General features: G+C 72.3%; 12 protein-coding genes. 8 read left to right on the top strand and 4 right to left on the bottom strand.

Features of this window, described 5'->3' with window-relative positions:
- The first annotated feature begins 17 nt into the window (after positions 1-17).
- The gene (locus ACIBH3_RS29935) at positions 18-1,643 is read left to right on the top strand and encodes an FAD-dependent oxidoreductase (protein ID WP_396315240.1); all 1,626 of its coding nucleotides are present in this window, start codon (positions 18-20) and stop codon (positions 1,641-1,643) included.
- On the top strand, positions 1,640-2,338 hold the full coding sequence (locus tag ACIBH3_RS29940) for an N-acyl homoserine lactonase family protein (protein ID WP_396315241.1): 699 nt from the start codon (positions 1,640-1,642) through the stop codon (positions 2,336-2,338). The genes ACIBH3_RS29935 and ACIBH3_RS29940 overlap by 4 nt, the downstream gene beginning before the upstream one ends.
- 80 nt (positions 2,339-2,418) lie before the next feature.
- Here ACIBH3_RS29940 and ACIBH3_RS29945 read toward each other — a convergent pair whose 3' ends face one another.
- From ACIBH3_RS29945 to ACIBH3_RS29955, 3 genes are all read right to left on the bottom strand, one after another.
- The gene (locus ACIBH3_RS29945) at positions 2,419-3,615 is read right to left on the bottom strand and encodes a cytochrome P450 (protein ID WP_396315242.1); all 1,197 of its coding nucleotides are present in this window, start codon (positions 3,613-3,615) and stop codon (positions 2,419-2,421) included.
- 137 nt (positions 3,616-3,752) lie between these two features.
- Positions 3,753-5,054: a glycosyltransferase gene (locus ACIBH3_RS29950; protein ID WP_396315243.1), complete on the bottom strand. Its 1,302-nt coding sequence runs from the start codon at positions 5,052-5,054 to the stop codon at positions 3,753-3,755.
- Between the two features lie 174 nt (positions 5,055-5,228).
- Positions 5,229-6,425 carry an amidohydrolase family protein gene (locus ACIBH3_RS29955; RefSeq protein ID WP_396315244.1) on the bottom strand — a complete coding sequence of 399 codons (1,197 nt, stop codon included), beginning with the start codon at positions 6,423-6,425 and terminating at the stop codon, positions 5,229-5,231.
- 267 nt (positions 6,426-6,692) lie between these two features.
- On the opposite strand from ACIBH3_RS29955, the gene ACIBH3_RS29960 reads away from it, so the two are divergent.
- From ACIBH3_RS29960 to ACIBH3_RS29970, 3 genes are all read left to right on the top strand, one after another.
- Positions 6,693-8,183 carry an FAD-dependent monooxygenase gene (locus ACIBH3_RS29960; RefSeq protein ID WP_396315245.1) on the top strand — a complete coding sequence of 497 codons (1,491 nt, stop codon included), beginning with the start codon at positions 6,693-6,695 and terminating at the stop codon, positions 8,181-8,183.
- 124 nt (positions 8,184-8,307) lie between these two features.
- On the top strand, positions 8,308-9,105 hold the full coding sequence (locus ACIBH3_RS29965) for an FkbM family methyltransferase (protein ID WP_396315246.1): 798 nt from the start codon (positions 8,308-8,310) through the stop codon (positions 9,103-9,105).
- Between the two features lie 62 nt (positions 9,106-9,167).
- Positions 9,168-10,322, top strand: coding sequence for a nucleotide disphospho-sugar-binding domain-containing protein (locus tag ACIBH3_RS29970; protein ID WP_396315247.1), 1,155 nt, complete (start codon positions 9,168-9,170; stop codon positions 10,320-10,322).
- Between the two features lie 72 nt (positions 10,323-10,394).
- On the opposite strand, the gene ACIBH3_RS29975 is transcribed toward ACIBH3_RS29970, so the two are convergent.
- Entirely contained in the window at positions 10,395-10,823 is a 429-nt protein-coding gene (locus ACIBH3_RS29975; RefSeq protein WP_396315248.1) for an SCP2 sterol-binding domain-containing protein, read from the bottom strand.
- Between the two features lie 342 nt (positions 10,824-11,165).
- Between ACIBH3_RS29975 and ACIBH3_RS29980 the strand changes: the two genes are divergently transcribed.
- The 3 genes from ACIBH3_RS29980 (at position 11,166) to ACIBH3_RS29990 (ending at position 13,267) form a co-directional block, all read left to right on the top strand.
- A complete protein-coding gene (locus tag ACIBH3_RS29980) occupies positions 11,166-11,939 on the top strand; it encodes an NAD-dependent epimerase/dehydratase family protein (protein ID WP_396315249.1) in 774 nt (257 codons plus the stop codon).
- Positions 11,939-12,940, top strand: a complete 1,002-nt coding sequence (locus ACIBH3_RS29985; RefSeq protein ID WP_396315250.1) for a beta-ketoacyl-ACP synthase III — start codon at positions 11,939-11,941, stop codon at positions 12,938-12,940. Before ACIBH3_RS29980 ends, ACIBH3_RS29985 begins: the two co-directional genes overlap by 1 nt.
- A 69-nt stretch (positions 12,941-13,009) precedes the next feature.
- On the top strand, positions 13,010-13,267 hold the full coding sequence (locus ACIBH3_RS29990; protein ID WP_396315251.1) for an acyl carrier protein: 258 nt from the start codon (positions 13,010-13,012) through the stop codon (positions 13,265-13,267).
- The last annotated feature ends 245 nt before the right edge of the window (positions 13,268-13,512 follow it).

Here is a 13,512-nt window from a genome sequence, read left to right on the forward strand (position 1 = left end):
GCCTCTGAGGAGAGACGATGGAAGATGTGAGCGTTCCCGTGCTCATCGTGGGGGGAGGGCTTGTCGGACTTTCGGCGGCCGTCTTCCTCACCTGGCAGGGGGAGCGGCCGCTCCTCGTCGAGCGCCACCCCGGCACCTCGCTCCACCCCCGGGCCCGCGGTGTGAACGTCCGGGCGATGGAGCTGTTCCGGCAGGTCGGCCTGGAGGACGCGATCCGGGCCACCGAGTCGGCCGTCGCGCTCGCCGACAACAGCGGCATCGTCCGGATGGAGTCCCTGGCCGGATTCCAGGCCCCCGGCTTCAACCGGGAGTACCTGGACGAGGACGCGCGGGACGTCAGCCCCACCGGCTGGACCCTGTGCGAGCAGGACGAACTGGAGCCGGTGCTCCGGGTACACGCGGAGGAGAGCGGAGCCGACCTGCGCTTCGGACACGAGCTGGTCGGGCACACCCAGGACGCCGAGGGCGTGACCGCCACCGTGCGCCACCGCGCCACCGGCGAGGAGTACACGGTGCGGGCGCGCTACCTCGTGGTGGCCGACGGCGCCGAAAGCCCGATCCGCGAGCAGCTCGGCATCGCACGGCAGGGGCGTGGCGTCCTCGCGCGGTACCTGAACATCCACTTCCGCGCCGACCTCACCGAGGCGCTCGGGGAGCGGCGCTTCGTCATGGCGTACGTCCGCAATGCCGAGGTGACCGCGGGGCTGCTGCCGATCAACAACACCGACCGGTGGCTGCTGCACGTCCCCCTGGCCCCGCAGGCCGACTCCGACCAGGACGGCTGGGACGAGGCGCGCTGCGAAGCGGCCGTGCGGGCCGCGGCGGGTGTCCCGGACCTGCCGGTGAAGATCCTGGGGGTCCAGCCCTGGCAGGCGGCGGGGCTGGTGGCCGAGACCTTTCGGGTGGGGCGGCTCTTCCTCGTCGGGGACAGCGCCCATGTCATGCCGCCGACGGGGGCGTTCGGTTCGTCCACGGGCATCCAGGACGCCCACAACCTCGCGTGGAAGCTGGCCATGGTGATGCGCGGCGAGGCGTCCGAGGCGCTGCTCGACAGCTACGAGGCCGAGCGCGAGCCGGTGGCCGGGGCCACGGTACGGCAGGCCGTGCTGCGCTCGCTGGACCGGCCCGGCCACGGCGAGCAGATCCCGGAAGGGGCGATCCTGCCCGATCACGTGGTCGCGCTCGGATACCGTTACCCGGTGCGCGGTGTCGCCCCCGAGGACGTGCTGGCGCGGGACGGCGGTTCCGCCGCTCCGGGAACGCGGGCCCCGCACCTGTGGCTGGAGCGGGACGGTGTGCGGATCTCCTCGCTGGACCTCTACGACGGCCGCGGGATGGTCCTGGTGGCCGGGCCCGAGGCGGGGGACTGGCGCGAGGCCGCGTCCGGTGCCCCGCTGCCGATAACCGTCCACCGGATCGGGACGGACCAGCTCACCGACCCGTCGCAGCAGTGGGCCAGGACCCACGGTGTTCCGTGCGACGGCGCCGTGCTCGTCCGGCCGGACGGCTTCGTCCTGGACCGTTTCACTGCCGAGGCCGGCCCCCGGGCCGCCCTCACCGAGGCGCTGAGCACGCTGTTGGGGCGTCAGCCCGGTACCGATGCGGCGGCCGCCGCCACGAACGATGTCAGGAGTCACGGATGAGGCTGCACCTGTTCAAGCTCGGCACCACTGCGATCGGCGCGCCGGTGCCGGGGTACCTCGTCCAGACCGACGACGGCACCAACGTGCTGGTGGACACCGGGTTCTCGCGCGCCGCGGCGGGCCCCAGGGCCTTCATCAGCGTCGGACCCGACGAGGGGGTGGAGGCCAGGCTCGCCGCCCTCGGGCTGCGGCCGCAGGACATCCACCTGGTGGTGTGCACCCACCTGGACCCGGATCATGCCGGCAACCACGACCTCTTCACCGACGCCGAGTTCGTCGTCCAGCGCAGCCACTACGAGCTGGCGACGTCGAGCGAGCTGGGCCGGCTGGAGATGGCCAGGGCGAGTTGGGACCTGCCCCACCTGAAGTACCGGCTGGTCGAGGGCGACACCGAGCTGCTCCCCGGCGTGCTGCTGGTGGAGAGCTCCGGACACGTCCAGGGGCACCAGTCGGTGCTCGTCCGGCTGCCCCGGACCGGCGCGGTGCTGCTGGCGGCCGACGCCGTCCCCTCGGCGGAGTTCCTCGACCCCGAGCAGCGGGCGATGACGCCGTTCGACGTGGACGAGGCCGCGGTCCGCGCGAGCACCCGCAGGCTGGTCGAGCTGGCGGAGGCCGAGGACGCGCTGCTGGTCCACGGCCATGACGCGCAGCAGTGGCAGACGCTGCGGACCGCGCCGACCGCGTACTACGACTGAGCCGGCCGGCCGGGAACGGCGCGGGCCGGCGGGCTTCCTGCCCGTCGGCCCGCGCCGTTTCGTGTCGGACGGCCCGACGGTCACCACCGGACGGGCAGCGCCCGTGGACCGCGCTGCATGGTGCGCAGATCCCACTCCAGGTCCTCCACCGCCACGTCCAGGCGCAGCCCGGGGAAGCGGGCGACCAGCGATCCCACGGCGATGGCGAGTTCCGCGCGGGCGAGCTGGGCGCCCAGGCAGCGGTGCGGGCCGTGGCCGAAGCCGATGTGCGGATTGGGGCTGCGGGTCACGTTCAGCCGGTCGGGATCGGTGAACACGGTGGAGTCCCGGTCCGCGGAGATCACGGCCGGCAGTACGGCCTCGCCCGCGCGGACCAGGGTGCCGCCCAGTTCCACGTCCTCCAGCGCGACCCGCACCGTGCCGCCGCTGACCGCGGCCGGGGTGTACCGGACCAGCTCGTCCACCGAGCCCTCGATCAGCTCGGGCCGCTCGCGGAGCAGTTCCCACTGCTCCGGGTGCCGGAGCAGCGCCAGCACGCCTCCGCTGATCGAGTGGGCCACCGTCTCCACCCCGGCGACCAGCAGGGTGACCCCGAAGGTCACCAGCTCGTCCTCGTCCAGGCGTTCCTCCTGGGCGGCGTTGGCGAGGTCGCTGAGCAGGTCGTCGCCGGGCTGCCGGCGCTTCTCCTGGATCAGCTGCGCGAGGTAGCCCTTGAGCGAGGCCGCGGCGCCCTCGATCTCCTCGGCGGAGTTCGCGGTGACGCTGAGGTAGACCCGCGACCACGCCCCGAACTGCTCCTGGTCGGCGACCGGCACGCCGAGCAGCTCGCAGATCACCGTGACCGGCAGCGGCCTGGCGACCGTGGCGACCAGGTCGGCGCCCCGCCCGGCCGCCGCCAGGGCGTCCAGTAACCGGTCGGTGGTCTGCTGGATGCGCGGCCGCAGCCCGTTGATCCGCCCGGTGGAGAACGCCCGCATGGCGATCCGGCGCAGCCGGGTGTGCTCGGGCGGGTCCATGGTGGTGAGGGACCGGGCTTCCAGCGCCGCGCGCCGGGCCCGGGGAGCGCCGGCGCGGGCGGCGGCGGCCCGGCTGAAGCGGGGGTCCGAGAGCAGCCGGCGGTTGTCCTCGTACCGGGTGGCGATCCAGGCCGGGTCCCCGGTCGGTAGCGCCACCCGATGCAGGCCGTCGATGGCGCGCAGGTCGTCGAACTCCGTGGCGGGATGCCAGGGTTCGGCCGTCGGGAAGGGGAAGGGCGTTGCAGGATGTTCAGTGGTCACGTCTGTTTCCTCATGAGATGTGGTGTCCTGACGGGATGTGAGAACCCCGCCTCGGGCCTGTGTCCGCGGACCGGTCGAGGCGGGGGCGGGGGCGGGGAATGGGAAGGGCGGGGCGGGAGCTGCGACGGCCCCGCGGATCAGCGGCGGGTCGCGAGGACCGGCCGCCGGGTCGCGATGAGCTCTTCGAGGAGCACCGCCAACTCCTGCGGCGCCCGGCGCCCGGCGAAGGCGGTGCGCATCGCGGACGCCTTCCGCCGGTAGCCGGGATCGGTCAGGACGGTGCGCACGGCTTCGGCGAGGACCGGGACGGGCGGACGCTTCGACCGCAGGTCGATGCCCGCGCCGCTCCAGGCGAGCCGGGCGCAGACCTCGGGCTTGTCCTCCGTCACCCCGGCGGCCACGATCGGGACGCCGTGGGCGAGGGCGAGCTGGACCGTGCCGTAGCCGCCGTTGGTGACCATGGCGCTGAGGTGGGGCATCAACTCCGCGTAGGGCAGGAACGGTTCGACGTGGACGTTCGCCGGCAGAGAGGCGGGATCCAGGGCAGGGTGGGACGCGCCCGCGGTGGTCACGACGACGGTGATGGCCTGACCGGCCAGCGCTTGGACGGTCGGTACCACCAGCTCACCCAGGTCGCGGGCGCCGGTGCCCTGGGTGACGAGGACGGCGGGCCGGTCCTTCTCCAGCTCGGGCCACCAGTCGGGCAGCGGGCCGGGCGGAGGAGCGGCCGGGAGCAGCGGTCCGACGAAGTGCACCTGCTCGGGCAGGCGCCGGCGCGGGTACTCGAACTCGGCCACGGTCGCCTGCGCGTACAGGTACGGGGTGAGGTTGGCGTCGAACGGGCTGGCGCGGACCGGTGACAGGCCGAGCTCCCGCCGGATGACGTTCATCTGATCGAGCGGCTCCGGGAACCGGCGCCGTTCGGACGTCTCGGTGTACCAGTTGCGGATCCGCCGCCAGGGCTGCCCCCCGGGCGGCCAACCCTTCCCGAACGGCGGCACCCACGGGTCCGGAATCGCCAGGGGCGCCACGCTGAGCGTCGCCCACAGCTCTCCGTGCAGCTCGTGCACGAGCGAGGCGGCGGCCATGGTGGAGTCGGCGAGCAGGACGTCCGCCCCGTGCCGGGCCATCAGCGCCTTGAGGTCGCGGTACTGCCCCAGCACGGGGCGGACGAAGACGTGCTCCAGGAACCACGGACCGCGGGCCTCGGGCGGCAGGGACAGGAACTCGGGGTACTCGTCGGTCAGTCGGTCGAGGTCGACGAATCCGCCGTCCTCCGGCGGTGCGAATTCGGCACCGGAGCGTGCGACCCGGTCGGCATAGGCGGTGCCCGTGTAACAGATCACCCGGTGCCCGCGTTCGACCAGTTCGGCCGTGACCGGGCCGAACGGATTGACGTGACCGCTTGCGGCCAGGGTGGCCAAGAGGATGGTGGACATCATCCGCTCCGTTCGAGGAGTCGTGCCCGCCGCAGCGGTCGGCGAAGGCACTGAGGTCAGCTGGCTGCCAAGGATCGTCCGTCCCGCTGGACCCCGGCTGGACGCTGGCGCGGCCCGGGCTGGACGCGTTCGTGCGGCGGGCCGTCGACTCCCGCTCGCGCGGGGCGGGTCCGCTCAGGACTCCCGGATGATCTTGTCCCCGCGCTTCCAGATCCCCCGGATGACCCGGGTGGCGCGGATGTCCAGGGTGGGGTCGCCCTCCACCAGGAGGAGGTCCGCGCGCAGACCGGGAGCGATCCGGCCCCGGTCGAACAGCGAGAAGATCCGGGCCGGGTTCGCGGTGGCCGCGGTCAGCGCCTCTCGCGGGGTCAGCCCGGCGCGGACCAGCAGCTCCAGCTCCCGGTGCAGGCCGATGCCGTGCAGCCACATCACCGCGTCGGTCCCGGCCAGCAGCGGCACCCCGGCGGCGTGCGCCGAACGGACGGCGGCCTCGGCGGCCGCCACGTCCACCGGGAGCCGTCGCGCGTTGCCCGCGCGGTGGCGCTCCAGCAGCGCCAGGTCCTCGGGGGCGAGGTGGCCGGCCACGGCCGGGTCGTCGGCGAGGGTGCCGAGCTCGGTGCTGCCGGAGAACAGCTCGACCATGCTGAGCGTGGGTATCGCGAAGGCCCCGTGCCGTGCGAGGGTCTCGCCGAACTCTGGCCCGGGCGCGCGATCGACGAGCAGGTGGGCCAGACCGTGCGCGCCGGCCTCCAAGGCGTCGAGGCCGGCCTGCACGGTACCGGTGTGGACGATGGTGAGCATGCCGCGCTCACGGGCCGCGGCGATGACCGCCGCCATGGTCTCCTTCCGGATCACCGGAAGCGTGCTGTCGTCCATGTGGCCCGAGACCTGGCCGTCGTCGTAGTGGACCTTGATGTAGTCCGATCCTTCGGCGATCCGGGCGTCGACGAAGTCGGCGGCCTCCTCGGGCTCGGTGAGGGTCGGGATCTCCGGGAAGCGCGCCGAGCCGTGCCCGCCGGGGACGGTGGCGGCGCAGCAGGCCGAGCGGAGGTCGGCGAGGGACGAACCGAGCGGGCCGTCCTGCTCCTTCTTCGCGGCGGCCATCCTGTCCGGGAAGTTCGCCATGTCCAGCTCGGTGGTGACCCCCCACGCCAGGGCCTGGCGCAGCGCGGCGCCGACGATGTGGGTGTGCGCGTCGATGAGCCCGGGGAGCAGGGTGCACCCCTTGCCCTCCACGACCTCGGCGCCGGCCGGCACGGCGAGTCCGCGGCCGATCGCCTTGATGCGACCGTCCTCGACGACCACGGTGTCGTCGGCGTGGACGCGGTGTCCGTCGAAGATCCTTACCTCGCGAAAGACCGTCCGGGTCATGAGGCTCCTCCTGGGTATCCGGTGCTGCCATCGGGCGTCCACCGTGCGTCCAGCGCGCACGGTGAAGCTGGGGGCGGTTCCGGGGCTCTGCGCCCGTGGACGGGCGGTATCAGGAGGGACTCGACGGGGCCGTGGGAAGCCGGTCGGGGTTCACCGTAGGCGAAGACGAGGGCGACTGTCCACGGGGTGCGGAGCCACCCCGTGGTGTCAAGTCCTGTTCGGTCTCGCCGATATGACGGTCATTCGGACGAGCGGAAAGCGGAGGCCATGGCATCGGCAACCGAGGTTGTGGTGGTGGGCGCGGGGCCCGTGGGCTTGACCTTGGCGATCGAGCTCGCCCGGCGGCAGGTGGACTTCCGTCTTGTGGATCGCCGGGTGCAGCCGCGCCCGGGCACGCGCGGCTGCACCGTCTGGCAGCGCACGCTGGAGACCTTCGACCTGATGGGTCTGCCGACGGCGGACTTCCAGACGCGCGCGGTGGGTTACCAGCGCCGGGTCTACCACCCCTTCGGGGAAGCGGAGTTGGCCGTCGACCTGCGCGAGGACGAGGGCCCGCACCCGCTCCCGCTGCTCATCGGCCAGCAGGAGACCGAGCGTGCGCTGACCGAGCGCCTGCGGGAACTGGGTGGCGAGATCGAGCGTGGGGTGCGCGCCGTCGACGTGGACCAGGACGCCGACGGCGTCTCGCTCACCCTGGAGCACGGCGACGCCGCCCGGGAGACGGTCCGGGCGGGCTGGGTGATCTCGGCGGAAGGCTCGCACAGCGTGCTGCGGGACGCGCTCGGCATCCCGTGGCACACGACCCGCTTCGGTGGGACGCAGCTCGTCCAGGTGGATGCCTTCGCGCACGGGCTGCCGTCCGACGGCCCGGGCGAGGCGCACCTGTACATGACCGGGGACGGCTTCCTGGGAACCCTGCCGCTGCCCGACGGGCGACGCCGGCTGTTCGCCGCGGTCGCCGACCCGGATCCGGAGAACCGGCTCGACCCCTCCGTGGAGGAGGTGGAGGCGTACGTCCGGAAACTCTCCGGCGCGCCGGACGTCCGGCTGGCGTCGCCCCTGTACAACTGGCGGGTCCGGTTGCACAACAGTGTCGCCGCCCAGTTCCGCGAGGGCCGCTGCTTCCTGGTCGGCGACGCCGCGCGCACCGTCATGCCGGTCACCGCCCAGGGCATGAACACCGGCATCCAGGACGCCTTCAACCTCGGCTGGAAGCTGGCCGCCGTCATCGCCGGAGCCCCCGACCGGCTGCTGGACACCTACGACGCGGAGCGCCTGCCGGTCGCCCACGACCTGCTGACGCGCACCGAACGATCGTTCTGGGGCGGTGTCGGCACGCCCCCCACGGCCGAGGCCGTCGCCACCGGGGTCGGGAAGCAGCAGCAGGCCCGCGGCGAGAAGGCCGTGGACTACCGGAGCAGCCCGCTCAGCCGGCAGTCGGCGGAGCGCCCGGGGCTGGCGGCCGGTGACCGCGCGCCGCAGGTCGCGCTGCTCGGGGCGGACGGGACCGCAACCACCCTCTACGACGAGCTGCGCCATGGCGGGTGGGTGCTCATCGCCACGGCTGCCACGCCCGGTGCTCTCCCCGGCGTCCGTGCGACGCGTCTTGCCGCGACCACCCGGGAGACGGCCGGCTACTACGCGCTGGCCCTGGGCGAGACGCTCCTGATCCGGCCGGACGGCTACGTCGGGTACCGCAGCGCATCCGGTCGGGACGAGGACGCGGTCGGCTACCTGACCCAGGTCCTCGGCGGCTGAACGACGTTCTTTGAACGCACCGTTCTTTGAACGCACCGTTCTTTGAACGCACGGTCCTTTGAACGCACGGTCCTTGGGGCGCAAGGTCCTTGGGACGCACCGAGAGAAACAGGAGGGGCAGGGTATGACTGGACCAGCGGCCGCGCCGGCTCACGAGACCTACGAGATCACGCTTCCCGGTGGCCGGAGGATCCTGAGCCCGGATGCCAACCAGGGGGTCGCGCTGTGGCAGGACGTCGTGGAGAACGACATCTACGCCCGGGCGGTGGCCGGCCTGTCGGCCGGTGAGGTCGTCTTCGACGTGGGGGCGAACATCGGGTTCGCCGCCTACTTCTTCACCGACCTCGTGCCCGGCCTGCGGGTGTACTCCTTCGAACCCGCCGAGGCCTGCTACGCCTGCCTCAAGGAGAACGCGGCCCGCCAGCAGGCCGACATCACCGCGATCCAGGCCGCCGTCGGCTCGAAGCCGGGGACGGCGGAACTGACCTACTACCCCAAGTCGCCCGCGCAGAGCAGCTTTTACCCGGACAGCGACGAGGACCGCCGGAACAGCACGGCCTACCTGGTCAACAGCGGTATCGGTGCGGACGTCGCGGACGCGTTCCTGGCGACCATGCACCAGGGCCACAGCTACCCGGTCGAGGTCACCACGGTGGCGGCGGCCGTCGACGAGTACGGCGTGGACGAGATCGCCCTGCTGAAGATCGACGTGGAGCGGGCCGAACAGGACGTCCTGGACGGCATCGGCGAGGCCGGCTGGTCCAAGGTCCGCCGGGTGGTGGCCGAGATTCACGACAAGGACGGCCGGCTGGAATCCATCACCCGGCAACTGTCCGAGCGTGGATTCAAGGTCGAGGTCGGCCAGGAACGGCTGCTCGCGGGGACCAACGTCCACATGCTGCTCGCCGCCAGGGACCGCTGAACAGCCCGGCCAGGTCGGCAGGTTCGTCGACCGAGGAATTTGGAGGTCCCTTGAAGGTCCTGATGACGTCGATATCGGCCCCCGGGCACGTCACCCCCATGGTGCCGCTCGCCTGGGCGCTCCGTGGCGCCGGGCACGAGGTCGTGGTCGGTGGCCAGCCCAATCTGATGCCGGCGGTGCGCGGAGCGGGACTGTGCGGGCAGCCGATCGGGGAAGCCTTTGAACAACTGCTCCATCTGCGGAACATCCTGCCGGACGGCGCGACCCCGATCGAGGCATGGGGACGCGTGGTCGACCCGTTGTACGCGAGTGCGGCGAGGACCTGGGCTCACCAGGCGCAGCGCACGGTGGACGAGTACCTGGACTTCTGCCGGTCCTGGGCTCCCGACCTGATCATTTCCGAGCCGTTCGAATTCTGCGCGCGCCTGCTGGGCGGAGTCCTGGACGTCCCGTGGGTCCGCCACGGGATCGGCCTGACCGGGCGGGCCGCGCGGTTCGAGCAGAGCGCGGCCGAGGCCCTGATCCCGGTCGTCGAGCGGCTGGGGCTGAAGGAGGGCGCGCTGGAACCCGTGCTGACCCTCGACAACTGCCCGCCCTCGTTCGGGCAGACGGATGCCGCGGCTCACCGACCCATGCGCTACGTCCCGTACAACGGCACGGGGGCGGTGCCGGATTGGGCGCTGGAACGCACCGGGGCGCGGCGCGTCTGCATCTCGCTGGGCACCCAGACGCTCGTGCTCAACGGCGTTCCGCTGCTGCGCCGGATCATCGAGGCGGTCTCCGGGATCGACGGCGTGGACGTGGTCGTGGCGCTGGCCGCCACGGACCGCGAGTCGCTGGGCACGGTTCCGGAGGGAGTGCGGGTCGTCGAGTCCCTGCCGCTGAACGTGTTCCTCGACCGGTGCGCCGTGGTGATCCACCACGGCGGGGCCGGCAGCTCCCTGACGGCGACCGCGTTCGGTCTTCCCCAGCTGGTCGTTCCGCAGTTCCTCGACCAGTTCGAGTACGGCGACCAACTGGCCGCGGTCGGCGCGGGGATCACCTTGGACAGCGCCGAGAAGCAGAACGGCGTCGAGGAGATCCGGAAGGCGGTGCTCGAACTCCTCGACAACCCCGTCCACGCGCGAAGCGCGCGGGGGCTGCGCGACGAGGTGCGGGCGATGCCGTCGCCCGGGGACACCGTCGCCGTGCTGGAGCGACTGGCCGCCACCGCCTGACGGTCGGGCGTCGCCGCGCCGCGCCGCGGACGGGACGAGGGGCCGGTGCGGGCCCCTCGTCCCGACGCGGTCTCAGCCGAGCTTGAACCAGTCCTTGAATCCGATCGCCGCGCCCAGGTTCCCCTCGGTGCTGAGGCGCTTCTCGGCGCTGAGCTGGAAGCCGGTGGCCTCGCCGACGGACAGCAGCAGCAGGTCCCCGAGCCCGACGGTCGTCACGGCCGTGGCGGACGCGGCCGCTCCCCGGCGGGCCTGGCACTTGCCGTCACCCACGGCGACGGTGTACTCCTGCGTGCCCGCGGCCGTCGTGACGTTGAACTGGAACTCGCCCTGGACGCCGGACGCGTTCTCCGGGACGAAGGCACCCTCGTACAGGGCGAAGAGCGCGTCCAGGGCCTCCGCGGGGCCTCCGCCGAGCGCCACCGCCTTCGCCTCCGCCTCCTCGGCTGTGCCGCCTCCGATCAGCCCACGGAGTTCGGCGATGTTCTTCACACGTGCTTCCATCATTGCTCCGATCTCAAAACGCCCGGGACGTGCCCGGTTCGAGCCGTACCCTCGCACCTCCCGCTGGACGTCCTATGGACGCTGTGATCGCGCACGGGAGCGGGCCCGGGGCACCGGCGGGCGCCGGCAGGTGCCGGCGGTGGTGACAGCGGTGGTGGCTAGCCAACAGACGCTCCGAAACCACCGGCGAGGAAGGCGAGGAAATCCAGCACCCCTCGACCCCGCCGCACAGGTCAAAGATCAAGCTGGCGGCGGTGCCAGCTGGAGTCCAGCGACCTGCCAGAGCCCTGCACCAGGCTGGAGGGCGCAGGACCGGCAGTCTCGAGGAAGGATCGGAACGGCATGGAGATCGTCGGAGACGGCTTCATCGCACGCTACCTGCGCCCGTTGGCCCACCGGCATCCCGGCGCCGTGGTCTTCGCTGCCGGCGTGTCGAGTGCTGGGTCGGTGGCCGAGGAGCAGTTCGCACGTGAGGCGGACCTGCTCTACACGGTGATCCGGCGCTGTACGGCCGACGGGCGGCGACTGGTGTATCTCTCGACCTGTTCGGCGGGGATGTACGGCGCGCAGGACAGCAGGGGCCGGGAGGACGAACCGGTCTTTCCCAGCTCGGCGTACGCGCGTCACAAACTGGCCCTGGAAGCGGTCCTGGCGGCCTCCCGGGCCGACCACCTCGTCTTCCGGGTGACCCACCTGGCCGGTCCGGGGCAACGGGTGCACCAGCTGCTCCCGGGGCTGACCGAACAGATCCGCGGCGGCTCCCTCCAGGTGTACCGCGGCGCCTACCGCGACCTGCTCGACATCGACGACGCCGTGTCGATCTTCGACGCGCTGCTGACGGTCGCCGAGCCGGGGCAGGTGGTCAACGTGGCCTCCGGTACCTCGGTTCCGGTCGAGGACATCGTCGGGCACATCGAGCGGTCGTTGGGCACCGTGGCGCGGAAGACCTACCGCCAGGTCGCCGGTGCGTACACCGTCTCGGTCGATCGGCTCGCACAGCTGGTGCCGGAGGTGGCCGAGCGGGTTCGTCGGGCGGACTACTACCGCACGGTCATCGACCGCTATCTGAGCTCGACGCTCCCGTCGGCTCCGGCTGCCACCGAAGGGAACCGATGATGTCCGCACGCCTGCTCACGACCGAGCGCCGGCACAGCCGCATCCTCGGCCTGGGCACCTACCGGCCCCGTCAGGTGGTGACCAACGCGGAGATCTGCGAGCGCATCGACTCCACCGAGGAGTGGATCGAGACGCGCTCCGGCATCGTCACCCGGCACTTCGCGTCGCCCGACGAGACCCTGCCCGTGATGGCCGCGGCGGCCGGCGCCGAGGCCCTGGCACACGCGGGCCTGGAACCGGGGCAGATCGACTGCGTGATCGTGGCGAGCATGTCGAACCTGGTCCAGACCCCGGCACTCGCGGTGGTCGTGGCCGACGCGCTGGGCGCACGACATTCGGCCGCCTTCGACCTCTCGTCGGCCTGCGCCGGCTTCTGTCAGGCGCTGGCGGTCGCCGGTGACCTGGTGTCGTCCGGGGGAGCCGGACACGTCCTGGTGATCGGCGCGGAACGGATGACCGACATCGTCGAGCCGACCGACCGTGGCATCGCGTTCCTCTTCGCGGACGGAGCCGGCGCGGTGGTGGTCGGCCCGTCCGCCGAGCCCGGGATCGGACCGGCGGTGCGCGGGGCCGACGGCTCCTACGCGAAGGCCCTGCGGATGGACAGCGACTGGGGCTCGGTCAGGGACGACCCGAGCCTGCCGCGGCCGTACATGAGGATGGACGGCCGCAGCGTCTTCCGCTGGGCGGTCGGCCAGATAGTGCCCGCGGCTCGGCGCGCCATGGCGGCCGCCGGGGTGCGCCCCGAGGAGCTGGCCGCCTTCGTCCCGCACCAGGCGAACCTGCGGATGACCGAGGTCATGGTCGACCGCCTCGGCCTGCCGGACTCGGTGCAGGTGGCGACGGACGTGACCGTCAGCGGCAACACGTCGGCGGCCTCGATCCCGCTCGCGATGGAACGGCTGCTGAGCGAGGGCACGGTGCACAGCGGAGAGCCGGCGTTGCTCATCGGGTTCGGTGCGGGCCTGAACTACGCGGGACAGGTCGTCATGATGCCGTGAGATCGGCAAATTCCTTATGTCGCACCGGATTCGGGGCGGCGAACACCGATACGAGAATGAGGAGAGACAGTGCGGGTATTCACTACGGCGGACTTCCAGAAGAACGTCGACGCCTGCGTGGGCGTCGACGACGCGGTCGTCTTCGACGCGTCCAGCCTGGAGGTCGAGTTCATCGACCTCGGGCTGGACTCGCTGGCCGTCTACGAGGTGTTCACGCGCCTGGAGGAGGACCTGGGATTCCCCATCCCGGACGAGGACATCGACAACCTCAAGACCCTCGGTGCGGTCCTGAAGTACGTGGAGGGCCGGCTCGCCGAGGCCCAGTAGGCGGGCTGAACGACCGACTCGCCGGGTCCAGGATTCCGATCCTGGCCCCGGTGAGTTCTCGTGGGCGTCGGATCTCTCCTTGTCCGGCGTCGAGTTCGTCGCGACCGTCCGCGCATGGCGAAACCGGTGGGGGGGGGGGGGCGGGGGGGGCCCCGCCCCCCCGGGGGGGGGGGGCCGGCCCGCCCCCCCCCCCGGGGGGGGGGGGGGGCCCCCCGCCCGGCCCCCGCGGGGGCGGGGCGCCGACC

This window comes from Kitasatospora sp. NPDC050543 (genome assembly GCF_044457565.1).
Taxonomy (GTDB): domain Bacteria; phylum Actinomycetota; class Actinomycetes; order Streptomycetales; family Streptomycetaceae; genus Kitasatospora.

Coding starts and splice junctions, on each gene's coding strand:
- ACIBH3_RS29980 (WP_396315249.1), top strand. CDS start 11,166: ATGGAGATCGTCGGAGACGGCTTCATCGCACGCTACCTGCGCCCGTTG.
- ACIBH3_RS29955 (WP_396315244.1), bottom strand. CDS start 6,425: ATGACCCGGACGGTCTTTCGCGAGGTAAGGATCTTCGACGGACACCGC.
- ACIBH3_RS29950 (WP_396315243.1), bottom strand. CDS start 5,054: ATGTCCACCATCCTCTTGGCCACCCTGGCCGCAAGCGGTCACGTCAAT.
- ACIBH3_RS29975 (WP_396315248.1), bottom strand. CDS start 10,823: ATGGAAGCACGTGTGAAGAACATCGCCGAACTCCGTGGGCTGATCGGA.
- ACIBH3_RS29965 (WP_396315246.1), top strand. CDS start 8,308: ATGACTGGACCAGCGGCCGCGCCGGCTCACGAGACCTACGAGATCACG.
- ACIBH3_RS29940 (WP_396315241.1), top strand. CDS start 1,640: ATGAGGCTGCACCTGTTCAAGCTCGGCACCACTGCGATCGGCGCGCCG.
- ACIBH3_RS29985 (WP_396315250.1), top strand. CDS start 11,939: ATGTCCGCACGCCTGCTCACGACCGAGCGCCGGCACAGCCGCATCCTC.
- ACIBH3_RS29960 (WP_396315245.1), top strand. CDS start 6,693: ATGGCATCGGCAACCGAGGTTGTGGTGGTGGGCGCGGGGCCCGTGGGC.
- ACIBH3_RS29935 (WP_396315240.1), top strand. CDS start 18: ATGGAAGATGTGAGCGTTCCCGTGCTCATCGTGGGGGGAGGGCTTGTC.
- ACIBH3_RS29970 (WP_396315247.1), top strand. CDS start 9,168: ATGACGTCGATATCGGCCCCCGGGCACGTCACCCCCATGGTGCCGCTC.